Genomic DNA, 22,780 nt, shown 5'->3' with positions numbered 1-22,780 from the left:
CAAAAATCCTATCAAGTGTTAGTTAAGACCTTTGGAAGTGCGGTTTATGGTATACAGGCTATTACCATTACAGTTGAAGTGAATATTGCGGCGGGTACCAAATATTTTATAGTTGGCCTGCCCGATATAGCCGTTAAAGAAAGTTATTTCAGGATAGAATCAGCCCTGAAGAATTGCGGTTATAGAATGCCACGGCAACAGGTGGTGGTAAATATGGCCCCGGCAGATATAAGGAAAGAAGGCTCGGCATACGACCTTACTATTGCAACCGGGGTTTTAGCAGCGTCGGGCCAGATAGAAGCCGAAAACCTGGACAAATACCTTATCATGGGCGAGCTATCGTTAGATGGCGGCTTGCAGCCTATTAAAGGCGCATTGCCGATTGCCATTCCGGCGCGCAAGGAAGGTTATAAAGGATTTATCCTGCCAAAACAAAATTGCCGGGAGGCCGCTATTGTAGATAATCTTGAAGTATATGGTGTGGAAAACATTAAGCAGGTTGCCGACTTTTTCAATGGAACCGCACCTCTGGAGCCAGAAGTAGTGAATACCCGCGATGAATTTTATAATAGCCTAACCAATTACGACAGCGACTTTAGCGAAGTGCGCGGGCAAGAGAATATAAAACGCGCTTTAGAGATTGCAGCAGCCGGGGGCCATAATGTGATATTGATTGGTCCGCCGGGTGCCGGTAAAACCATGCTTGCACGCAGGCTGCCATCTATATTGCCTCCGCTGAGCTTGCACGAATCGTTAGAAACTACCAAGATCCATTCGGTAGCGGGGAAGCTTTCTGCTGCGGATGCGTTGGTTACCACAAGACCTTTCAGGTCGCCGCACCACACCATATCCGATGTTGCCTTGGTTGGCGGTGGCAGTAACCCCCAACCGGGCGAGATCTCCCTGGCGCATAATGGCGTTTTATTTTTAGATGAACTACCCGAGTTTAAACGCAGCGCGCTTGAGGTTATGCGCCAGCCCTTAGAGGAGCGGCGGGTTACCATATCGCGCGCAAAGTTTACTGTTGATTACCCAAGCAGCTTTATGCTCGTTGCCAGTATGAACCCCTGCCCTTGCGGATACTATAACCATCCTGAGAAGGAATGTATATGCCCGCCGGGTACTGTGCAAAAATACTTAAGCAAGATCTCGGGCCCGTTGTTAGATCGCATAGACTTGCACGTAGAGGTTACGCCGGTTAATTTTAGTGAGCTGTCATCAGACAGGCTGGCCGAAAAGAGCGAACTTATCCGCGACCGTGTGATTAAAGCCCGTGAGATACAAATTGAACGTTTTGGAGCCAGGCCGGATCTGCATGCCAATGCCCAGATGAGCCCGCAAATGGTACGCGATATTTGTAAGATAACAACCGCCGGGCAAACGCTGTTAAAAAAGGCCATGGAGAAGCTTGGCCTTTCGGCCCGTGCGTACGACCGCATCCTTAAAGTAGCCCGCACCATTGCCGACCTTGCAGGCAGCGAAGAGATATTGTTAGAACACCTCGCAGAAGCCATCCATTTTAGAAGTTTAGATAGGGAAGGCTGGGCAGGATAAATAATAAGAAAAGGCCATCGATACATAGGTGGCCTTTTTAAATCCTACTACCCTTCGTGGGAGCAGAGATTTAACCCTTTACACGCTCTATGTAACCGCCCGATGCTGTATCTACTTTCACCTTATCGCCAATATTAATAAACAAAGGCACTTTAATTACGGCACCTGTTTCAACGGTGGCATTTTTTAAGGCACTGGTAGAGGTATCACCTTTTACAGCAGGCTCAGTATAAGTTATTTCCAGTTCTACCGCGTTTGGTATCGATCCCATAATTGGCTCTCCGCTTTCAAACGCTACAATTACGTTCATCCCCTCTTTTAAAAATTTTACAGGAGCACCAAAAAGCAGTTTGGGTACATTGTGCTGTTCAAAGGTTTCGGTATCCATGATCACCAAAGATTCGCCATCCTCATATATGTATTGGTAATTACTTGTTTCAACGCGTGCAATTTCTACCTCTTCATCGGTACGGAAACGGTACTCTACCAATTTGCCGGTTTTTACATTGCGCATGCGTGCCTGGTAGAACGCGCGCAGGTTACCCGGCGTACGGTGTAAAAACTCTTCTACCTGTACCAGCTCGCCGTTAAAGCGAAGCACGTTACCATTCTTAACATCAGATGCTTTAGCCATAAATTTATAATTGAGCCTGCAAAATTATGTAATAGATTTGAGATGTGAGAAATGAGATGTAAGATTTTGCATCCTTTAACTCTTATAGTCGGCTATGCGTAACCTGTTTGGGCAAAAACTGTATTCGTGTTCCTGGTTCGAACAAACAATAGTAAGGCGGTTCTCGCTAAACTTTTCTACAAGGCTAAGATACCAGTCTATACCTTGCGTATCCAGGTTAGAGGTTGGCTCATCCAGCATTAATATAGGGGTATCGGCACAAAATGCAAGGGCAAGTTTCAGGCGTTGTTTCATACCCGAAGAGAAGTATTTAACAAGCTTATTACGGCTGCCATCTAAACTCAAAATATCGGCAACGGCGTTTTTATCCATCCCGACTTTAAACTTTTTAAATTTAAAGTGAAAGTCTATCATCTCGTTCAATGAAAAATCTTCAATAACCTCCAGGTAAGGGGCTGCTAAACTGAGGAGATTGAAAATTTCGCCGTGCTCAATGTCTTTACCGAAATCCTCATATTTAAGTACGCCAACAGAGGGGGCTAAGCTACCGTTAAGTACTTGCAGTAATGTTGACTTGCCAGACCCATTGGCGCCCAGCACAGCGTATTTGCCCGCGTTTTTAAAGGTATAATCAATCCCCCTGAAGATCCATTCACGGTTAAAGCGTCGGCCGATGTTTTGGAGGGAAATGTTCATTTTTTAGTTGATGGTTCATCGTTAATGGTTCATAGCAATACGGGATTACCGTGATCTATGAACCATCAGCCATAAGCTAAACACTAACTGGCTCCAAACCCCTTCATGATGCCTCGTTGCGAGTTCTGTACAAAGTTGATGATCTCGTCCCGCTCTACGGTTGGGTTGAATTCAGCCTCAATAATATCGAGCGCCTTTGTGATGTTGTATTTCTTCAGGAAGATTATCCGGTAGATCTCCTGGATCTCGTTTATAGTTTCGGCGCTGAAGCCCCTGCGGCGTAAGCCTACAGAGTTAATGCCGATGTATGATAACGGCTCGCGGCCGGCTTTTGTGTATGGGGGGACATCCTTACGTACTAATGACCCGCCGGAGATCATGGCGTGGGCGCCTATCTCTACAAACTGGTGGACCGCAGAGGTACCACCAATAAAAGCGTGATCGTAAACATTGATATGACCGGCAAGCTGCACACCGTTGGCTATGATCACGTTATCGCCAATAACACAATCATGTGCTACGTGCGTATAGGCCATTAACAAGCAGTTACTGCCAATTGTGGTTGTGTTTTTATCGAGTGCGGTGCCACGGTTAAGCGTTACACACTCGCGGATAACGGTATTATCTCCAATTGTAACAGTACTGGCCTCTCCTTTGTATTTCAGATCTTGAGGCGGGGCAGATACAACAGCACCCGGGAAAATACGACAGTTTTTACCTATACGCGCCCCATCCATTATAACAGAGTTTGAACCTACCCAGGTACCCTCGCCAATTTCAACATCTTTGTGTATGGTAACAAAGGGTTCTATTACCACATTGTCGGCAATTTTTGCCTGTGGGTGTATATATGCTAAGGGCTGTATCATGCTTATTTATATTTAACTATTTGCGCCATTAGCTCGGCCTCTACTACAATTTTTTCGCCAACCATGCCAATGCCTTTCATTTGCGCAATACCACGGCGGATAGGCGCAATAAGGTCGCAACGGAATATTAACGTATCGCCCGGTAAAACCTTGTCCTTAAACCTCGCGTTTTCAATTTTTAGGAACAGCGTTAACCAATTTTCAGGATCGGGCACAGTATTTAATACCAGGATACCGCCAGTTTGGGCCATAGCTTCTATCTGTAAAACGCCCGGCATTACAGGTGCGCCGGGGAAGTGGCCCACAAAGAATGGCTCATTCATAGTTACCGCCTTTAGGCCTACAACATGTGTTTTGGTAAGTTCAAGTATCTTATCAACCAGTAATAGAGGCGGGCGGTGCGGCAATATGTTCATGATCTGAACAGTATCGTAAACCGGGGTCATGTTAGGATCGTAAACCTTTACATGCTTGCGGCTGCGCTCTTTTTTAATAAGCGCTTTAATTTTTTTAGCGAAGGCAACGTTTGCCGCATGGCCCGGCCTTGCAGCCATAATATGGCCCTTAAGCGGGACGCCAACTAAAGCAAGGTCGCCAATCATGTCCAGCAGTTTGTGGCGTGCCGGCTCGTTCTGGTGGCGAAGCTCGATGTTGTTTAATATCCCTTGTGGTGCAACATTAATATCTTTACGGTTAAACAACTTGGCTAAATGAGAAAGCTCTTCTTCGTCAACCTCTTTATCAACAACCACAATGGCATTATTGAGGTCTCCGCCTTTTATTAGATCGTGTTTAACCAGCATTTCCAGTTCATGTAAAAAGCAAAAAGTACGACTTGACGCGATCTCTTTTTTAAACTCGCGAAGGCTTGAAATGGTTGCGTGTTGGCTACCCAATACTTGTGAGTTATAATCAACCATACAAGTAAAACGGTAGTCGTCATCTAACGGCATGGCTACCATATCAACCTTGCGGTCGGCCTCAGAGTAATGAATATTATATGGGATATGGTAATATTCCCTGTCGGCAGCCTGTTCTTCAAAGCCGGCTTTTTCAATAACATCAATAAACTGTATCGAACTGCCATCCATTATCGGTGTTTCAGGCCCGTCCATATCAATCAGTACGTTGTCTATCTCTAAGCCTACTAAAGCGGCCAACACGTGCTCAACGGTACTAACACTCGCGCCATTTTGAGTTATTGTTGTACCTCTTGAGGTATCAGTAACATTATCCACATCGGCATCAATGATGGGTTGGCCCGGCAAATCAATCCTGCGGAATTTATAACCGTGTTTCTCAGGTGCGGGGTTAAAGGTCATGGTAACGCTTTGCCCTGTGTGTAAACCCGTGCCCGATACTGATACAGGCTCTTTAATAGTTCTTTGTTTTACATTCATATTATGATGTTCATTGGTTCATCGGTTCAATGGTTCATTGGTAATAGTTTATGATATGGCATGCAAGCCTGATAAACTAAATGATCAATTGAACTAATGAACATCTCTATCTTTTAACTCTTTTATTATTTTTTCCAGTTCGTTAACTCTCTTTTCCAGCTCAGGCAAGCGGCTCACAACCACATTCGATCGCATATCTGCGGTATAGCTAATTGCAGGCGAACCAGCCCACCTTTTACCCTCTTCGGTAATTTTACGGCTTACACCAGATTGTGCCTGCACTTGCGTGCCCCTGGCAATGGTTATATGCCCAACAACGCCAACCTGCCCGCCCAGCATAACATTTTCGCCAAGTTTGGTGCTGCCTGCAATACCGGCCTGCGCGGCAATTACCGTATTTTGCCCAATATCAACATTGTGGGCTATTTGTACCAGGTTATCTATCTTAACACCTTTGCGCACATAGGTAGAACCCATAGTTGCACGGTCTATAGTTGTATTGGCACCTATTTCAACGTCATCTTCAATAACAACATTGCCTATTTGGGCCACTTTAGTGTATGTGCCGTCGGGGTTTGGGGCAAAGCCGAAGCCATCGCTGCCTATTACTGCACCCGAATGTATCACCACGTTATCGCCAATGATGCAATCAAAATATACCTTTACGCCGGGGAACAAAGTTACATTATTACCCAATTTTACGTTGTCGGCAATGTAGCAACCGGGATATATTTTACAGTTATCGCCCATTGTTACATCCTGACCTATATAGCTAAATGCACCAATATAAGGTGTCGCACCAATTTTAGCCGATTTATGTATAAAGTGCGGTTCTTCTACGCCGGATTTATTTAGCTTAATTGTATTGTATTGTTCAAGGAGCAGTGTAAAAGACGAATACGCGTTTTCTACCCTGATAAGGGTTGCTTTTACCGGGGAAGTTAGTTGCAGGCTGTTGTTTACTATAACTACCGAGGCATTTGTTGTATAAAGGTATTGCTCATATTTAGGGTTAGCTAAAAATGATAATGAACCGTTGCCGCCTTCCTCTATTTTAGCCAGGTGATTAGCCTCCACAAGCGGATCGCCTTCAACTGTCCCGTTTAGCATAAAGGCTATATCCTTTGCGGTAAATTGCATCGTACAAATTTAAATGTTAAAACCATAGCAACAAATTATTAATAATGAGTGCAGTTTTGTGGATTGATGGCTGCTTGCAATCACCATCACTAAACCATTCACTACCTTATAACAACTCCTTGGCATAACAAAGTATATATTTTTTTACAGTTTTTGATAAAGCCTCCAGGTTAGAGTTGTCGCTTGCCAGGGTTATATCCCTTATGTCGCCGTTCTTTCTCAAAATATGGATATTGCCATCGCCCTTGTTGTATGCGTTATTGCGAATATCATCGGTAAATACAAAATAAGAAGCCTCATGCTCGCTTATGCCGTATTCTTTTACTGCTTTGGCTTTAAGTTGCTTAACCAATGCCTCGTTTGGCGCTTCGCCGGTTATATCTACATGGTAAAGCCTGCGGTTAATAAAATTGTGGCAAAGCTTGGATAGTACAAAGTCCGGGCTGTTAGCCCATATTTTAACGGCCGCCATCACATCTGTATCATCCAGCAACGCAAAGGTTTTTAAGTGCACATCGCTCGCCATAAATTCGTCCTTGGTAATAAAGTTCTCCAGGAAGTAGCTTAAGGCCGGCGTTAGCGGAAAATGCGTACCCTGCAAAGCCAGCTCGCGGCTGCGTGTAAATATTTTACAAAGCAGTTGCTCGGCAGCTATAACGGTTTTATGTAGATATACCTGCCAGTACATCAACCTGCGTGCGATCAGGAATTTTTCTATAGAATAGATTCCTTTTTCCTCAACAGCTATGCTGTCACCCTTAACAATAAGCATTTTAATGATGCGGTCCGAACTAATAACCCCTTCAGATACGCCTGTAAAGTAACTATCCCTGTTCAGGTAGTCCATCCGGTCCATATCCAGCTGGCTGGATACCAATTGATGTAAAAAGTGCTTGTGGTATTCGCCCTTAAATATGCTTATGGCTAATGAAAGCTTGCCGCCAAATTCATGGTTTAGCTTATTCATTAACAGTATAGAAATATCCTCATGGTCTATCTCATCTACAATAGTGTGTTCTAATGCGTGTGAGAATGGCCCGTGCCCGATATCATGCAGTAAAATAGCTATCATCAGCCCTTCTTTTTCTTCGGGCGAGATCTCCGCGCCTTTGTTGCAAAGGGTTTCTATTGCCAGGCTCATTAAATGCATAGCGCCTAAAGCATGGTGGAAACGGGTATGTAAAGCCCCCGGGTACACCAGGTGGGTCATGCCCAATTGTTTAATGTAACGCAGGCGCTGAAAGTGGGGGTGGTCTATCAGGTCATACACCAAATCGGTTGGTATGCTGATGAACCCGTAAACCGGGTCGTTTATGATCTTCTTTTTGTTCAAGGTAGCTTTTAAGAATACAAAAGTGTTGAATTATGACAAAACAAGCACCGTCTATTTGTTAATTTATGTTAATCCTTGCATATTTTTACAACAAAATATGCCGCCTTAAGGTTATAGGTGGGTAAAATTAAATATATTATGCAGGATACCACTATATTATGGGCCGATGACGAAATTGATCTGCTGAAACCACACGTTCTGTTTTTAGGCGAAAAGGGTTATAATGTAATAACCGTTACCAATGGTAACGATGCTATTGAAGAATTTAAGAAGCAGTATTTCGACCTGGTTTTCCTGGATGAGAACATGCCCGGCCTTACCGGATTAGAAACCCTGCAACAAATAAAGAACATTAATAACGATGTGCCCATCGTACTTATCACAAAAAATGAGGAAGAGTATTTAATGGAGGATGCCATAGGCTCTAAAATTGATGATTACCTGATAAAACCGGTACATCCTAAGCAGATATTGCTTACCATAAAAAAACTTACCGAAAACAAAAAGCTTGTTGGCGCTAAAACAACTATGGCCTACCAGCAGGATTTCCGTAACCTGGGCATGACCCTTAACGATAACTTAAGCTACCAGGAATGGGTAGATGTTTACAAAAAGCTCATCTACTGGGAGCTTGAGTTAGAGACTTTGGAAGACGCCGGTATGCACGAGATCCTTACACTGCAAAAGGCCGAGGCCAACGTGCAGTTTTGCAAATTTGTTGAGCGTAACTATTTAGGGTGGATAAAAGACCCGGAGAACGGGCCTACATCATCTCCGCAATTATTCAAGAAAAAGGTATTCCCTAAGCTGGACGGCAACGGGCCGGTATTTTTTATACTGATCGATAATTTGCGTTATGATCAGTTTAAGATCATTAACCCCATAATATCAGAGTATTTTAGATTAGAGGAAGAGGACACTTATTACAGCATCCTGCCCACAGCTACACAATACGCGCGTAACGCCATTTTTTCGGGCCTAATGCCTTTAGAGATGGAAAGGCGCTATCCCGAAATGTGGCAAAATGATGAGGATGAGGGTGGCAAAAACCTTTTTGAAGCAGATTTTGTTGCCGATCAACTAAAGCGTGTTTTACGCCGCGATGTTAAGCACTCTTATCACAAGATCTTGAACATTGACGAAGGCCGCGCCCTGAATGAATCGGTAAATAACCTGATGAATAACGAGTTGAACGTGGTTGTTTACAACTTTGTGGATATGCTTAGCCATGCCCGTACAGATATGCAGATGATACGCGAACTGGCAAGCGACGACGCGGCTTACCGCTCGTTAACCCTCTCGTGGTTTGAGCATTCGCCCTTATTTGACCTCCTGAAGTTCCTGGCATCCAAACAGGTAAGGGTAGTAATAACTACCGACCATGGTACCATACGTGTTAAAAACCCAAGCAAGATCATAGGCGACCGTAACACCAACACCAACCTGCGTTACAAACAAGGCAAAAACCTAAATTATAACGCTAAAGAGGTTTTCCACATACGTAACCCGCACGATGCCATGTTGCCTAAATTGCACGTAAGCAGTAGCTTTGTGTTTGCCAAGGGCGATAGCTACTTTGTGTACCCTAACAACTACAACCATTTTGTTAATTTCTATAACGAAACCTTTCAGCATGGGGGAATCTCGTTAGAAGAAATGATCATCCCGATAGTTACCTACGGGCCAAAATAGAAATTATATACTCTCCAAACTGTCATCTTATGTTTGCATAGGATGACACTGTTTTATATTTGCATAAATATAACCATGGACTTACACATTACTTCTACCGCAGAGCTACCACAGGTAGCATCGGAGATATTGGAATGTGCCGGTGATACCCGCATTTTCCTATTCTACGGCGATATGGGCGCGGGTAAAACCACGATTATTAAAGCGCTTTGCGCCCAACTTGGTGTTTTAGATGCGGCCACCAGCCCTACGTTTTCTATCGTTAATCAGTACAAAGGGCAGGACGGACCGGTTTACCACTTTGATTTTTATAGGTTGAAAGACCAGAACGAGGCGCTGGACATGGGTTATGAAGAATACTTTTATTCAGGTAATTATTGTTTTATAGAATGGCCCGAAAAGATCGCTAACCTTATTCCGGATAGTTACACCGGTATACGCATCCGAGTAATAGATGCTACCGGCAGGCAAATTACGGTTGAAAACATTTCATAAGCAATCCTGTTTTTTTCTTATCTTCATCAGCCGGAAAATAACGTATCATGAGTACAGGGAAATACAGCGGGTTTTCAGACGTTGCCAGGCAGGCAATGATGCAGCCACAGGAGTCGATGCTGGAAGTTAAGAGCAAAAAAGACAAGCTTTATATAGGCATCCCCAAGGAGATTTCCTTTCAGGAAAACCGTATCCCGCTTACGCCGCTATCGGTAGCGCTGCTTATCAACAACGGCCACGAGGTTATGCTGGAAAGCAACGCTGGCCAGGCCGCCAACTTTACCGATAATAACTACAGCGAACAAGGCGCCCAGATAGTTTACGATACCCAGAAGGTTTACGAAGCCGATATCATCATTAAAATTGCCCCGCCCACCAAAGAGGAAATTGAAATGATGAAACCCGGACAATTGCTTATATCAACCCTACAGCTGGCTACCCTAAAGGCAGATTGCCTGCACGCGTTGATGAAGAAAAAGATCACCGCGCTATGTTTTGAGCATTTAGAGGACGAAGGTGGTTCGCTGACTGTTGTAAGGGCCATGAGCGAAATTGTAGGCGCCACATCGGTGCTGATAGCCGCCGAATACCTGAGCAATATTTTTGAAGGCAAGGGGTTGATGTTAGGTGGTATTACAGGTGTGCCCCCAACAGAAATTGTAATACTTGGCGCCGGTACCGTTGGTGAATACGCCGCACGTACCGCCATATCTTTAGGGGCCCAGGTAAAGGTTTTTGATCAGTCTATTTACAAGCTTCGACGCTTGCAAAATAACATAGGTACACGGGTGTTTACATCTGTAGTGCAGCCAATAGTATTAGAAAAAGCCATTACTACCTGCGATGTAGCCATTGGCGCCATAAGGGCCGACGATGGGCGGAGCCCGCAAATTGTATCTGAGGCAACAGTTAGTAAAATGAAACCAAACTCCGTTATTATTGATGTGAGTATAGACCAGGGCGGCTGTTTTGAAACATCAGAAGTCACTAACCATACCCATCCGGTTTTCCGCAAGTATGATGTAATACATTATTGTGTACCAAACATCGCGTCGCGTGTGGCACGCACTGCCACCTATGCGCTAACAAATATCTTTGCGCCTATCCTGCTGGACATCGGAGAAATGGGCGGGCTTAAAAACGTGATCTGGCAAAAGGCGGGCATCCGCAAAGCGGTATATATTTACCAGGGGCACCTTACCAACAAACACATGGGCGAGCGTTTTAACATTCCTTGTAAGGATCTTGATCTGCTGGTGGTATCTAATCATTAATAGAAGTAAGCAATAAAATTCAGGATGAAAGAAAAACAGCATCTTGCCAATCCTGACCCTTGATCTCCTAAGTCCTGTGTGTTATCAATAATTAGTAAACGGCCTTACTGCCTCGGGGTGGTTAATTTCCGGCTGGTATTTTTCAGGGATCTCATTGGTGTGGTGCTTATCGCCATAATAATCAATAGCTAACTCCCTTTTTCCATTTTCTTTTATGGTAACCTTAAAAAGCATATCGTAATCTTGCTCATCTAACGATGAAGGGAACGGCACGTCCGCACCAAAAGCTTCTAAAAGTTTCATTACGGTGTTAGAGTGCCCAATAATTAAAACATTATCACCTCTAAAATTTTTAATAATAGTTTTGGCAAACACATTAAGTGCGGTATCAACATATATACGGGGTAATAGCTTAGCTTTATAAGCAAGGGGCCGCGCCGTTAGGCCGGTGCGTTTATAACGGGTTACATATATAGCTTTTATGTGTTCGCCTTTTAGTTCTTTAGCCAGGGCTTCGGCGCGTTTAGTGCCGGCTGCGCTTAGCACGGGGTCTTCATCCTGCTTAATATTAATTGCCTTTTCGGCATGGCGAGCTATCCATATAGTAGTTTTTTGTGCCGAGGCACTAAAATTGCTTAGCAATAAACAAATAAACAGTAGCCTTAAAAATTTGGCAGGCATCATTACAATTTTCATAAAATGGTGTTATCTGTTTTAGAACACAAGGTACAAACAAATATATTCGGTTTTTGATATGAAATTTTTTAGCAAAGAATATTTAAAGCAGCTATGGAAAGTTTTATTGGCCACTTTTAGCGGTTTTGGGTCAGACAACGGCTTAAAACTTAGCGCTTCGCTGGCTTACTATACTATTTTTTCGTTAGCGCCGCTACTATTACTAATACTATCACTTGCCGGGATATTTTTAAAGGACGATAGTTACCGCCAGGACTTTTATAATCAGATACAGCACTATATAGGCCGCGATGGCACCCAACAGCTGCAAAGCACTATCAACTCACAGGATATTACAGGTAAAAGCGGCTTAGGATTGGCTATTAGTATAGTAACACTGCTTATTGGTGCCAGTAGCATCTTTCTCGAAATTCAGGATTCACTTAATATCATATGGCGTGTTAAAGCAAAGCCAAAACGTGGCTGGGTTCAAATGCTGAAGAACAGATTTCTTTCTTTTTCATTGATCGTTAGTCTTGGCTTTTTACTGCTTGCTTCGTTATTGGTTAATATTATTATCAGTGCCATAAGCGACAAAATAGTAGCCTTTTTACCGCACATTTTAGGCGCCAAAATTGCCGGTCTTGTTGGTACTACCTTCATATTCGCGGTAAACTTTGGTATAACGCTTTTAGTGATCTCCGTACTTTTCGGAGTTATATTTAAGGTGCTGCCCGATGTTAAGATCAAGTGGAAGGACGTACGCTCGGGAGCCATTTTTACAGCTGTATTATTTATAATTGGCCAGTATATTATTAGCCTTTATATCCAATATACCGCCCAGGGTTCTGCTTACGGCACCGCCGGGTCTATTATCGTGATTTTGGTATGGATATATTACACGGCTGCAATTTTGTATATAGGTGCCGAGTTTACCCAGGTTTATGCCGAGGCGCAGGGCAGCCATATTGAGCCGGCCGATTATGCTGTAGTGGTGCAGCAAACCGAGGTGGAAAGGAAACTGCAGACAATGCCCCTTCAAAATCCCGAGTTGCATGGCGCGCTAAAGTGCGACGATGATAAGGGCGGCAAAAAGCCCGATGGCTGCTAAAACCCTGTGTTTGGGGGTTAAACTATTGTGTTATTTTTTATAAAAATAAACTGTAGCTTTAACTTCCAATCCAAACCAGGTGTTAACCGCCCTAAAATATTCAACGTTTAAGCGTGTATGGCTCTTCGTCATCATAAATTGCCTTTTCTTATCGGCAAGCGCCCAATCTTTTGATGTTGACAGCACACACAAATATGTAGATATCCCTTTTAAGCTTGTGCGCAACATGATGATCGTTAAGCTTAAAATAAACGGATGTGGCCCATTCAATTTTGTATTGGATACAGGTGTTGGGCTGATGATCATCACCGAACCAAAGCTGGTTGATTCGATAGGTATAGCATCTAAACGTACCATAAAATTAGTAGGCCTTGGTGAGGGGGATGCGTTTGAAGCATATGTTACCCCGGTTCTTAACATTGGTATTCCCGGGCTGGTAAGCGAAAATGTATCTGCTGCTATTTTAAAGACCGATTATTTTAATCTTTCAGGTTATGTTGGGGTGCCTATACATGGTTTGCTGGGATACGAGTTTTTTAATTCGCTGGCGGTAAAAATAAATTTTAGTGATACCACAATGAATGTTTGTCGCCCAAGGTATCTTAAACCCTTTAAAAAGAGCCAAAAGATCCCTATTACAATTGAGGATAAAAAGCCCTATATGGAAACCAATGTTAGTTTCCCCGATGGTACAAAGGCTGTTAACAAATTTGTGATAGATCTAGGGGCGGGCCACCCGCTTTCTATAGAGAACATGGTGCAAAAGCATGGCTTGCCCAAAAAAGCAATCCAGGCAAACTTAGGCGTTGGGCTTAACGGCCCCATCAGCGGCTACCTAAGCCGGGTTAAGGATATTGAGATTGGAGGGTATAAGGTCAAAAATATCATTACGTCCTTTCCTGATGAAGATTACGTTCAGCGAACTTTAAACGTACCGCGGGATGGTAACTTAGGCATAGGGATACTCAAAAAGTTTAACCTCGCTTTCGATTATTCAAACGGGCTGCTATATGTAAAATCGAATGAAAAGTTCGGGCTGCCGTTTGAGCATGACATGAGCGGGATAGAGTATTTTATGGCCGGCGAAAATTATTCGCACCTCATCATTGGCCGTGTAGCGCCGGGTTCTCCGGCCGATGAGATCGGGTTGATAAAGGACGACGAAATAACTTCTATAAACTTTAAGCCCGTATCAAAAATGAGTCCCGAGGAGATAGACTCTTATTTTAAAACATCAGAACGGAGCCTGCTTTTAGAGATTTATCATGATAAAAAATTCGACCGCGTTATTATTAATCTGCGCCGCCGCATATAATTTGCATGTAACTAACCTGTTGCGATAGGTTTCTAAAAAAATTATTCCATATTTTTAGCCTTTACTAATTAACTAAACAAATGAATACACCTTTACGGGTAAATACTTACCTGGGCGTTGCTTTTTTTGCTATGGCAACAATTGCAAGTTCATGCGCCACCAAAAAAGCGGCAGACCGTACGGTTACGCTTAAAACCACAACCACCCCGGGCGGCTCCACCGCCACAGCAACAATTGGTGCCGGCAAAAAAGAAGGCATTAAAAAATTTAGCGATCTTATTGGAAAAGCAAAAGCAGATACCGGCCTCTTTAACACCTACAAAGTTGATGGTAAATACTACTTTGAGATACCAGACAGCCTGGTAAGCCGCGAAATGCTGGTAGTTACCCGTTTTGTAAAAACGCCAACGGGGTTAAAATCTTTTGGCCAGCAATATGGCGGCGAAGAGGTAAACAACCAGGTTTGGAAATGGGAACGCCACGATAAGCAGGTTTTTATACGCGTGCCAAGCTACTCGGTAAGGGCCGATAGCACAAGCGACATGTATCAATCGGTAAAAAATTCAAACCTTGATGCTGTGCTTGCCGCTTTTGATGTTAAAGCATATAACAAAGATACTACCGGTGTTTTAATAGATGTGACCGACTTGTACAACGGCGACGTTGCAGCCATTGGCCTGCCCGATAATATCAAAAAGATGTATAAGATTAGCGCGTTAGATAATACGCGCTCGTATATAGACACTGTAAGGAGCTTCCCGATCAATATTGAAACCCGGACACTGAAAACTTATAGGGCTGCCGAATCACCAACAGATAATACAAATGGTGCGGTTACTTTTGAGCTGAACACATCTATGTTGTTGCTGCCTAAAACGCCTATGAAAGCGCGTATAATGGACTCGCGAGTTGGCTTTTTTGGCCAGGGCCAAACAGACTATGGTACCGATGCCCAAAAAGCAGAAGCCACGGCTTACATACACCGCTGGAAGCTTGAGCCTAAAGACGAAGCCGCTTACGCCCGTGGCGAACTGGTTGAGCCTAAAAAACAAATAGTTTATTACATAGACCCGGCCACGCCTAAAAAATGGGTGCCATACCTTATTGCCGGCGTTAACGACTGGAACAAAGCTTTTGAAGCAGCAGGTTTTAAAAACGCCATTGTTGGTAAAGAAGCGCCAACTAAAAAAGAAGACCCCGAGTTTAGTACTGAGGATGCGCGTTATAGCGTATTGCGGTATTTCGCATCAGATGTGCAAAACGCATACGGGCCGCATATTTCCGACCCTCGCAGTGGCGAAATATTGGAAAGCCACGTAGGTTGGTACCATAACGTAATGAGCTTATTGCGTAACTGGTTCTTTATACAAACCGCGGCCGTTAACCCTAATGTACGTATGGCTAAATTTACCGACGCGCAAATGGGCGAACTGATCCGTTTTGTATCATCGCACGAAATTGGGCATACCTTAGGCCTGCCACACAACTTTGGTTCGAGCTACGCTTACCCGGTAGATTCGTTACGCTCAAAATCTTTTACTGATAAGCATGGTACAGCGCCATCAATTATGGATTATGCCCGCTTTAACTACATAGCACAGCCGGGCGATGGTGTAACGCACTTATACCCTCAAATTGGCGAATACGACCTGTGGTCGGTTAAATGGGGATACACGTACTTCCCCGGCAAGAAAACAGCCGTGCAGGAAAAAGAGATGCTTGATGTTTGGACCAAAGAAAAAGCAGGTAACCCGCTCTATTACTTTGGCCGCCAGGGCACCTCTATCGACCCACGCCTGCAGAATGAGGATTTGGGAGATAACGCGATGAAAGCAAGTACTTATGGTATTGCCAATTTAAAACGCATCCTGCCAAACATCGAAAAATGGACCTATCAAAAGGGCGAAGATTATGATGACCTGGTAACTTTATATAATGAGGTTATTGGTCAGTACAACCGCTACATAGGACATGTTACCATGAATATTGGCGGCATGAACGAGAATTATAAAACTTACGATCAAAAAGGCGCGGTTTATGGTTTTGTGAACAAGAACCTGCAGCATGATGCAGTAGTATTTTTAAACCAACAGGTATTTACTACACCGCGCTGGTTAATTAACAATGCCGAGTTAGCCAAATTTGATAACGGCGTAATTATCGGCCGTATCAAATCTGTACAGGTAAACGCGGTTAACAATGTTATTAACCCATCGCGTATGGCGCGTATGTTTGATAATCAATCAAAAAATGGTGCATCTGCTTACACCGTTGCAGATATGTTTAACGATTTGCGTACGGGCATTTTTGCTAAAGGCACACCTGATGAGTTTAAGCGCAACCTGCAACGTGGTTATGTAGACCGTTTAAAAACAATGCTGAATGATGATGCAAGTCAAAGTTTCCCGGGTGCTACATCTGCACAGCTGGCAAGTATTGGGTTAACGCCTATTAACATTGCGCTATCAGATATCCGCCCAATGGTGCGTGTAGAGCTTGCAAAAATTAGCGCGGCCCTGCCAAAAGGGGGCGATGCTTTAACAGCCGCGCACTATGCCGACCTTCGTTTACGCATTAAAGAGGCGCTGAACCCAACACGCCCGATTGTAAACGTTGGCGGTGGCTCACCGGGCCGTTTAACAGACGAGGTTGCACCTGCAAATAATAGCTGCTGGCCGCAAACCAAATAACCTAACATATAATAAAAGCAAAGCCCCCGTTTATTGACGGGGGCTTTGCTTTTATATGGCAGGCCCAATACTATTTAAGCTGGCTTATATTTTCAAAAAAGGCGGTTTGGAGGTCGAGCAGTGTTTTTACATTTACCTTTTCACCGTAGGTGTCAAAGCACAAAAATTTGGCTTTTGAATGATCATTATCTTTCCACTTTTCAAAAAAGTTAAAGGTTTCAAAAAAATAATGATTAGTAGTAATGTTGGTTTTGCCACTCGTTTGGGAGGTATTTAGCCTGAACCCGAATGCATCCATCCATTTGTGCACTTTATTGTGCAAAGACCCTTTGAAATTATCCATAGGTTAAATGTTTTTAATCTTTAACGAAAAACTGTGCCGAAGGTTATAGTTGATTCGAAATACTTTTTAACAAAGGTTGAGTATTGCTGTGGATATCAATAACATAATTGGCGGCATTTCGGGAATTTTTTATTCAACACCTGCAAAATTTTGAAACCAAATGTTAATAACCCCGTAGAAGACCCTACACTCACAAGATAATTATGAAAAGAAACAGACTTTTGTTAGTAACTATAGCGCTTAGCCTTTTAACCGCGGGCGCATGTAAAAAATCAACAACTCCGGGCCCTGCCGGCCCTAAAGGTGAAACAGGTGCTACCGGCGCTACCGGTGCAACGGGGGCGCAAGGGCCACAAGGCCCTACTGGTGCTACCGGCGCAACAGGTGCTACTGGTGCTACCGGAGCTACAGGTGCAACAGGCCCTGCCGGCCCCGCCGGACCACAAGGCCCCGCAGGCCCTGCAGGCGGACCAGTTGGCCCAACCGGTGCGACAGGACCGCAGGGACCACAAGGCCCGCAAGGTGAAAAGGGAGAAACCGGCGCAACCGGGCCTGCCGGCGCAACAGGCGCAACCGGCCCAACAGGTGCAACCGGTGCCACAGGCGCGCAAGGCCCAACGGGGCCAACAGGTGCAACCGGCGCTACAGGCCAAACCGGTGCGGCCGGGCAAGATGGTAAAGATGGCAACGCCAATGTGCAAAGTTTCTTATTGCCAAGCAAATCGGTAACGTTAACAGGTTTAACAAGGTTAAACGTGCCCGCAATTACTCAATCGGTAGTTGACCAGGGTTTAGTACTTGTATATTTTAGGGTTAGCGGATCGGGAACAGGTTATTACGCCCTGCCATACAGTGAGGCCGACCGTACCCTGAGCGTATCTAATTACGGCGTTGGCTTTGTAGATGTAAAAGCAAACTTTACGGCAAGCGGGTTAGACTTTAGGGTTGTAGTACTTGCAGGTACTTCTTTAACCACATTATCAACCACACACCCGGGGTTAAACGTGAGGAATTTTAACCAGGTAGCGTCTATATTCAGATTGCAATAGCCTATACTTCAGCTGTATATAAATTTATACAGTATATATTTAAAAGTTTGTACAAAGCCCCGCTATAGCGGGGCTTTTATATTTTGTACTGTAACAAATTTATTGTGAGTGTATTAAAATATGTAACAATGCTATGATTATTAAATATATGAACCGAATAAAGTGAACATTTGCATAATAAATGTGTCTATACGATACTTTAACAGCCCCTTACGTGTAAAAGATTATGAAATACCTTTATTTAATATTAGCATTAGTTTGCTTTAATACTTTCAACGCGTCTGCGCAGCAAAGGTCAATAAGCGGAACTATCATCGATTCTACCAAGCTATCCCTTCCCGGCAGTAACATTAAGCTAAAAAACGAACTTGGCGATAGCACTATAACCATAGCCGATGTAAACGGCAAATTTTCCTTCCCATCAGTAAAGGGTTCTAAAATTACCCTTTTGATAAGTTCAATAGGTTTCGAAGGGCTTATAAAGCACTATACCCTACCTGCCGATGGTAAAGCCGTTGTGCTTGATCCGATCGTGTTAAAATCGTCTATCAGGCAGCTTGGCCAGGTTACCATTGTGGGCGTTAACCCTGTTGTTTTTAAAGAGGACACGGTCCAGTATTCGGTATCGGCCTACAAGGTGCGCGAGAATGCCCCTATTGAAGACGTGCTGAAAAAGATACCGGGGGTTGATGTGGCTAAAGATGGTACAGTATCATCGCAGGGAAAACAGATAACAAAAGTACGTGTAAACGGTAAAGACTTTTTTGGCGGCGATGTACAAAGCGCTACCAAAAACCTGCCTGCCGATGTTATTGAAAGCGTACAGATAGTTGATGACTACGGCGACCAGGCAAATCTTACGGGCGTTAAAACCGGCGAACCAAACAAGATCCTGAACTTCACTATTCGCAAGGATAAAAACTACGGCTACTTTGGCCAGGCTACTGCGGGCGATGGACGCGACTGGTTACCCAAACAAGATAATGCAGATATTAAAAATGAGAACCGTTACGTCGGCCTCTTAAATTTTTTCAAATTCAAAGGCGATCAGCAGATCTCGGTTTTGGGGAGTTTGAATAATACCAACGTAAACACCTTTAGTTATGGCTCTGCAACAGGTGGTGCTGCAGGTGGCGGGGGCTTTGGCGGCGGCGGTGGTGGCGGCCGTGGTAACGCCGCACGTGGTTCAAGCGGCTCTACAACCAATGCGAACGGTATTACTAATGCGCGCTCTATTGGTTTAAACTTTAGAGACCAGTGGGGAAAAACCCTATCAGTATACGGCAGTTATAGTTTTAGTAACAATACTACCTATACCAACTCAACCACGCTGCAAAACAATTTTGGTAACAACCCAAGCCAAAGTACCCAGGTTAGCCAGGAAACAAGCCAGCCAACCAATCACCGGTTTAATTTTAACCTGGAATGGAAACCGGATACCCTTAATTATTTAAAGGTTACCCCATCCTTTTCCTACAATGCAACCGATGTAAATAGTTTTGACGATCAAAAATTGGTTAGGAGGGATACCACAAGGCTTGCTTATACATCTAATTCAATAAGCAACTCAACTGCGCCAAGCTATGGTTTAACCGGGTTTTTCAATCACCGTTTTAAAAATAGCAAACGTAATATATTAATAGGCTTTAACGCGAGCACCAATAAGAATTCGCAGTTTGACAACCCGGTGAACACCTACACCATAGGGGCGGGTACAACACCTGCAAACCAGGTTATTTATACCGATAGCCGCACCAATACTTATGGCGCTAACGTATCTTACCAGGAGCCTATTGGAAGGGTATCTTTCCTGGAGCTTAACTACGCGTTCAATCACAATTTTACATCGAGCGATAAAGAAACGGATACGCTTTATACCACCAATCCCGATCTGTATCATAATTACGCCTTGTTAAGTAACAACTATAACTATACGTTCACTACAAACAGGTTTGGCTTAAACTATCGTGTTGTAGAAAAGAAATACAATTTAACATTGGGTGTGGGTGCCCAGCCCGCCAAACTTGATGGGATCAACCTTACCAACAATGTTTCTACAAGTGTATCAACCTTTAACATAATACCTGCAGCAAGCTTTAATTATAACTTTAGCAGGAGCCAGGCTTTACGCTTTAACTATAATGGTAGCAGTAACCAGCCTGCGTTTAACCAGTTACAACCCGTTCTGGATTTTTCTAACGCGTTGTACCCGGTACAAGGTAACCCTAACCTGAACCCCGAATTTACGAATAACCTGTCGTTACGCTATAATGCATTTAGCTTTCAAACAGGCAACATATTTTTAGTAGGGCTGAATTTCACCCAAACAGATAATAAGATCGTTCAAAACACGGTGAATTACGCGTCGGACTTTACTGCCGCAGCATTGGCCGCCGACCCAAGTCTTATTAATTTTAGGAATGCGACCCTCATTAAATATCTGAATACAAGCGGCTATTACTCTGCGGGTGGTAATATTATTTACTCTAAGCCATGGAAAGAGCGCCGATATACTTTAACGTTTAACGGTAATGTAAACTATACCAATAATATTGGTTTTTCACAGAGCGTAAATGAGAACAATGTTACTACGCCGATAGAGAAAAACATCGCCAAAACACTTACCCTGAGCCCCCGTTTAAGTTTCAGAACTAACATTACTGATATTATTGATGCGGAGCTATATGGTAGATACAGTATAAGCAAAACAGATAATTCGTTAACCACGCTTGGTAATCAAAACACCAATATTCGTTCGCTCGAATTAGGATTAAACGGCAAAAACTATGTTTGGAAAGATTGGACCATTAGCTACGATTATACCAAAACATTAAATTATGGATACGACCAGGCGGTAAATATTAAAAACCCCAATATTTTAAATGCCTATTTAGAGCGCAGGTTTTTAAAAGACCACAGAGGAACCCTGCGATTGGCGGCTTACGATCTGTTTAATGAGAATACAGGTTTTTCTACCGTTACCAATGGCAGCACTGTTACACAAACTAACGTAAACAGGTTGGGCCGTTATGTATTGTTAACCTTTACATTCCGCCTGCAAAAGTTTTCGGGCAAAACCCCGTCTAACCCGGATAGGGGCTTTAGGGGCGGCGATGGCGGCGGACGCCAGGGTGGCATGGGCGGTGGAATGGGCGGCCCTCCTCCGGGCGGTGGCTCGTTCTAAATTGATAGAAACAAAAAACCCATCCGGTTACCGGATGGGTTTTTTATGCTTTAATGTTTTAGTTTTTAATCAGTACCGAGTTAATAACCCTTTCCAGTTCTTCCAGGTCAAAAGGTTTTGCAAGGTATGTTTCGGCGCCGGCGTGGTCGGCAAGCAATTGTATATCGCTGTTGGCCGAAAAATATACCACCGGGATATTTTTCAGTTCTTCATCTTTCTTTAAGGTTTGAGTGGCTATAATGCCGCCCGCGTCAGGTATCCAGTTGTCCATTAAGATAACATCGGGCAATATACCGCTAACTTTTTCGGTAATATCGTTACAATCTGTAAAGGTATGAACCTCCCAGCCCTGTTCCTCTAAAATGTAACTGCAGATAGAAAGAATGTCTTCATCATCATCAAAAATGATAATCTTTTTTGGTTTGTCGTTCATGGGTAAGTAGAGGGGTGAAGCTATAAATAAGTTTTAAAAAAAGCAAATTTTTTAATTAGAGATACAAACAGGCCGAGGCCGGTAATCCCTGCCCTATCATCCAAATTAAATTAACCTATAGCTTTTAAAACTCCAGCTCCAATAATACGGGGCAATGGTCCGAGTGCTTAGCCTCAGGTAATATTGCGCAACGCTTAATGTTATCTTCAAGTTCCTTGCTTGCCATGGCATAATCGATACGCCAGCCCAGGTTTTTACTGCGCGCGCCCGAGCGGAAACTCCACCAGGTGTAATTATGTGGCTCTTTATTTACATGGCGGAATGTATCTATAAAGCCCGATTCTATAAAGTTCTCCATCCATTCGCGCTCCTCGGGTAAAAAGCCGGATGAATTCGCGTTTGATTTTGGGTTATGGATATCTATGGGTTTGTGGCATATATTATAATCGCCGCAAATAACCAGTTTAGGGTGTTCCACCTTTAGTAAGGTAAGGTACTTGCCAAATTCGTCGAGGAAGCGGTATTTAAAGATCTGCCTTTCATCGCCGCTGGAGCCCGATGGAAAATAGGCGCTCATTACCGATACCTCATCAAAGTCTACACGGATACAACGCCCTTCGCGGTCAAAGTCGGGGATGCCACAGCCGTATTCGATGTGGTTTGGGTTTATTTTACTAAAAATAGCCGTACCACTATAGCCTTTCTTTTCGGCCGGGAACCAATAGTGTTTATAACCTAAGGCATCAACAAGGCCAAGTTCTTTAATAACATCGGGTGTGGCCTTAATCTCCTGCAGGCATACTACATCGGCATTGGTAGCCTGCAACCATGCAAGCCAGTCTTTATTTATTGCCGAACGGATACCGTTAACATTATAGGTTATGATCTTCATA

19 protein-coding genes are annotated in these 22,780 nt (G+C 43.7%); 9 read left to right on the top strand and 10 right to left on the bottom strand.

Annotated elements, in window-relative coordinates; translation table 11 throughout:
* The first annotated feature begins 15 nt into the window (after positions 1-15).
* Positions 16-1,554 (top strand): YifB family Mg chelatase-like AAA ATPase, encoded by a 1,539-nt coding sequence (locus tag ACFQZI_RS16245; protein WP_377144302.1) that lies wholly within the window; start codon positions 16-18, stop codon positions 1,552-1,554.
* 70 nt (positions 1,555-1,624) lie between these two features.
* Here ACFQZI_RS16245 and efp read toward each other — a convergent pair whose 3' ends face one another.
* The 6 genes from efp to ACFQZI_RS16215 all read right to left on the bottom strand — a co-directional run bounded on the left by efp (position 1,625) and on the right by ACFQZI_RS16215 (position 7,626).
* Positions 1,625-2,188 carry an elongation factor P gene (gene efp / locus ACFQZI_RS16240; RefSeq protein ID WP_377144300.1) on the bottom strand — a complete coding sequence of 188 codons (564 nt, stop codon included), beginning with the start codon at positions 2,186-2,188 and terminating at the stop codon, positions 1,625-1,627.
* A 75-nt stretch (positions 2,189-2,263) separates the two neighbouring features.
* A complete protein-coding gene (locus ACFQZI_RS16235; protein WP_377144298.1) occupies positions 2,264-2,884 on the bottom strand; it encodes an ABC transporter ATP-binding protein in 621 nt (206 codons plus the stop codon).
* Positions 2,885-2,967: 83 nt separating this feature from the next.
* The gene (gene lpxA / locus ACFQZI_RS16230; protein ID WP_377144296.1) at positions 2,968-3,753 is read right to left on the bottom strand and encodes an acyl-ACP--UDP-N-acetylglucosamine O-acyltransferase; all 786 of its coding nucleotides are present in this window, start codon (positions 3,751-3,753) and stop codon (positions 2,968-2,970) included.
* Between the two features lie 2 nt (positions 3,754-3,755).
* Positions 3,756-5,153, bottom strand: a complete 1,398-nt coding sequence (locus tag ACFQZI_RS16225; protein ID WP_377144294.1) for a bifunctional UDP-3-O-[3-hydroxymyristoyl] N-acetylglucosamine deacetylase/3-hydroxyacyl-ACP dehydratase — start codon at positions 5,151-5,153, stop codon at positions 3,756-3,758.
* Positions 5,154-5,246: 93 nt separating this feature from the next.
* A complete protein-coding gene (gene lpxD / locus ACFQZI_RS16220) occupies positions 5,247-6,293 on the bottom strand; it encodes a UDP-3-O-(3-hydroxymyristoyl)glucosamine N-acyltransferase (RefSeq protein WP_377144292.1) in 1,047 nt (348 codons plus the stop codon).
* A gap of 106 nt (positions 6,294-6,399) precedes the next feature.
* Positions 6,400-7,626 carry an HD domain-containing protein gene (locus ACFQZI_RS16215; RefSeq protein ID WP_377144290.1) on the bottom strand — a complete coding sequence of 409 codons (1,227 nt, stop codon included), beginning with the start codon at positions 7,624-7,626 and terminating at the stop codon, positions 6,400-6,402.
* A gap of 138 nt (positions 7,627-7,764) precedes the next feature.
* Here ACFQZI_RS16215 and porX point away from each other — a divergent pair, with 138 nt between their 5' ends.
* From porX to ACFQZI_RS16200, 3 genes are all read left to right on the top strand, one after another.
* The gene (gene porX / locus ACFQZI_RS16210) at positions 7,765-9,318 is read left to right on the top strand and encodes a T9SS response regulator signal transducer PorX (protein ID WP_377144288.1); all 1,554 of its coding nucleotides are present in this window, start codon (positions 7,765-7,767) and stop codon (positions 9,316-9,318) included.
* A 75-nt stretch (positions 9,319-9,393) separates the two neighbouring features.
* Positions 9,394-9,813 (top strand): tRNA (adenosine(37)-N6)-threonylcarbamoyltransferase complex ATPase subunit type 1 TsaE, encoded by a 420-nt coding sequence (gene tsaE, locus ACFQZI_RS16205; protein WP_377144286.1) that lies wholly within the window; start codon positions 9,394-9,396, stop codon positions 9,811-9,813.
* A 47-nt stretch (positions 9,814-9,860) separates the two neighbouring features.
* A complete protein-coding gene (locus ACFQZI_RS16200) occupies positions 9,861-11,087 on the top strand; it encodes an alanine dehydrogenase (protein ID WP_377144284.1) in 1,227 nt (408 codons plus the stop codon).
* 84 nt (positions 11,088-11,171) lie between these two features.
* Here the strand turns inward: ACFQZI_RS16200 and ACFQZI_RS16195 are convergent, their stop codons facing one another.
* A complete protein-coding gene (locus ACFQZI_RS16195; RefSeq protein WP_377144282.1) occupies positions 11,172-11,783 on the bottom strand; it encodes a phosphoglycerate mutase family protein in 612 nt (203 codons plus the stop codon).
* A gap of 58 nt (positions 11,784-11,841) precedes the next feature.
* Here ACFQZI_RS16195 and ACFQZI_RS16190 point away from each other — a divergent pair, with 58 nt between their 5' ends.
* The 3 genes from ACFQZI_RS16190 to ACFQZI_RS16180 all read left to right on the top strand — a co-directional run bounded on the left by ACFQZI_RS16190 (position 11,842) and on the right by ACFQZI_RS16180 (position 16,878).
* Positions 11,842-12,873: a YihY/virulence factor BrkB family protein gene (locus ACFQZI_RS16190; protein WP_377144280.1), complete on the top strand. Its 1,032-nt coding sequence runs from the start codon at positions 11,842-11,844 to the stop codon at positions 12,871-12,873.
* 79 nt (positions 12,874-12,952) lie between these two features.
* A complete protein-coding gene (locus tag ACFQZI_RS16185; protein WP_377144278.1) occupies positions 12,953-14,188 on the top strand; it encodes an aspartyl protease family protein in 1,236 nt (411 codons plus the stop codon).
* A gap of 80 nt (positions 14,189-14,268) precedes the next feature.
* Entirely contained in the window at positions 14,269-16,878 is a 2,610-nt protein-coding gene (locus tag ACFQZI_RS16180) for a zinc-dependent metalloprotease (protein WP_377144276.1), read from the top strand.
* A 70-nt stretch (positions 16,879-16,948) separates the two neighbouring features.
* Here ACFQZI_RS16180 and ACFQZI_RS16175 read toward each other — a convergent pair whose 3' ends face one another.
* Positions 16,949-17,221, bottom strand: coding sequence for a hypothetical protein (locus ACFQZI_RS16175; RefSeq protein ID WP_377144274.1), 273 nt, complete (start codon positions 17,219-17,221; stop codon positions 16,949-16,951).
* A 203-nt stretch (positions 17,222-17,424) separates the two neighbouring features.
* Between ACFQZI_RS16175 and ACFQZI_RS16170 the strand changes: the two genes are divergently transcribed.
* Both ACFQZI_RS16170 and ACFQZI_RS16165 read left to right on the top strand, forming a co-directional pair.
* Positions 17,425-18,270: a hypothetical protein gene (locus ACFQZI_RS16170; protein WP_377144272.1), complete on the top strand. Its 846-nt coding sequence runs from the start codon at positions 17,425-17,427 to the stop codon at positions 18,268-18,270.
* A 226-nt stretch (positions 18,271-18,496) separates the two neighbouring features.
* Positions 18,497-21,454 carry an outer membrane beta-barrel protein gene (locus tag ACFQZI_RS16165; protein ID WP_377144270.1) on the top strand — a complete coding sequence of 986 codons (2,958 nt, stop codon included), beginning with the start codon at positions 18,497-18,499 and terminating at the stop codon, positions 21,452-21,454.
* A 58-nt stretch (positions 21,455-21,512) separates the two neighbouring features.
* Here ACFQZI_RS16165 and ACFQZI_RS16160 read toward each other — a convergent pair whose 3' ends face one another.
* Positions 21,513-21,887, bottom strand: coding sequence for a response regulator (locus ACFQZI_RS16160; protein WP_377144268.1), 375 nt, complete (start codon positions 21,885-21,887; stop codon positions 21,513-21,515).
* 124 nt (positions 21,888-22,011) lie between these two features.
* Positions 22,012-22,779 carry an exodeoxyribonuclease III gene (locus ACFQZI_RS16155; protein WP_377144266.1) on the bottom strand — a complete coding sequence of 256 codons (768 nt, stop codon included), beginning with the start codon at positions 22,777-22,779 and terminating at the stop codon, positions 22,012-22,014.
* Position 22,780 lies beyond the last annotated feature (1 nt).

This window comes from Mucilaginibacter lutimaris, assembly GCF_042676625.1.
GTDB lineage: Bacteria > Bacteroidota > Bacteroidia > Sphingobacteriales > Sphingobacteriaceae > Mucilaginibacter > Mucilaginibacter lutimaris.
Note: the sequence above shows the minus strand (reverse complement) of the source record. Positions and strands in the feature narration are given on the sequence as shown.

Bases quoted from the DNA above. Each gene is read 5' to 3' on its own strand.
- efp (WP_377144300.1), bottom strand. From the start codon at position 2,188: ATGGCTAAAGCATCTGATGTTAAGAATGGTAACGTGCTTCGCTTTAAC.
- ACFQZI_RS16235 (WP_377144298.1), bottom strand. From the start codon at position 2,884: ATGAACATTTCCCTCCAAAACATCGGCCGACGCTTTAACCGTGAATGG.
- lpxA (WP_377144296.1), bottom strand. From the start codon at position 3,753: ATGATACAGCCCTTAGCATATATACACCCACAGGCAAAAATTGCCGAC.
- ACFQZI_RS16225 (WP_377144294.1), bottom strand. From the start codon at position 5,153: ATGAATGTAAAACAAAGAACTATTAAAGAGCCTGTATCAGTATCGGGC.
- lpxD (WP_377144292.1), bottom strand. From the start codon at position 6,293: ATGCAATTTACCGCAAAGGATATAGCCTTTATGCTAAACGGGACAGTT.
- porX (WP_377144288.1), top strand. From the start codon at position 7,765: ATGCAGGATACCACTATATTATGGGCCGATGACGAAATTGATCTGCTG.
- tsaE (WP_377144286.1), top strand. From the start codon at position 9,394: ATGGACTTACACATTACTTCTACCGCAGAGCTACCACAGGTAGCATCG.
- ACFQZI_RS16200 (WP_377144284.1), top strand. From the start codon at position 9,861: ATGAGTACAGGGAAATACAGCGGGTTTTCAGACGTTGCCAGGCAGGCA.
- ACFQZI_RS16195 (WP_377144282.1), bottom strand. From the start codon at position 11,783: ATGAAAATTGTAATGATGCCTGCCAAATTTTTAAGGCTACTGTTTATT.
- ACFQZI_RS16190 (WP_377144280.1), top strand. From the start codon at position 11,842: ATGAAATTTTTTAGCAAAGAATATTTAAAGCAGCTATGGAAAGTTTTA.
- ACFQZI_RS16180 (WP_377144276.1), top strand. From the start codon at position 14,269: ATGAATACACCTTTACGGGTAAATACTTACCTGGGCGTTGCTTTTTTT.
- ACFQZI_RS16175 (WP_377144274.1), bottom strand. From the start codon at position 17,221: ATGGATAATTTCAAAGGGTCTTTGCACAATAAAGTGCACAAATGGATG.
- ACFQZI_RS16170 (WP_377144272.1), top strand. From the start codon at position 17,425: ATGAAAAGAAACAGACTTTTGTTAGTAACTATAGCGCTTAGCCTTTTA.
- ACFQZI_RS16165 (WP_377144270.1), top strand. From the start codon at position 18,497: ATGAAATACCTTTATTTAATATTAGCATTAGTTTGCTTTAATACTTTC.
- ACFQZI_RS16160 (WP_377144268.1), bottom strand. From the start codon at position 21,887: ATGAACGACAAACCAAAAAAGATTATCATTTTTGATGATGATGAAGAC.
- ACFQZI_RS16155 (WP_377144266.1), bottom strand. From the start codon at position 22,779: ATGAAGATCATAACCTATAATGTTAACGGTATCCGTTCGGCAATAAAT.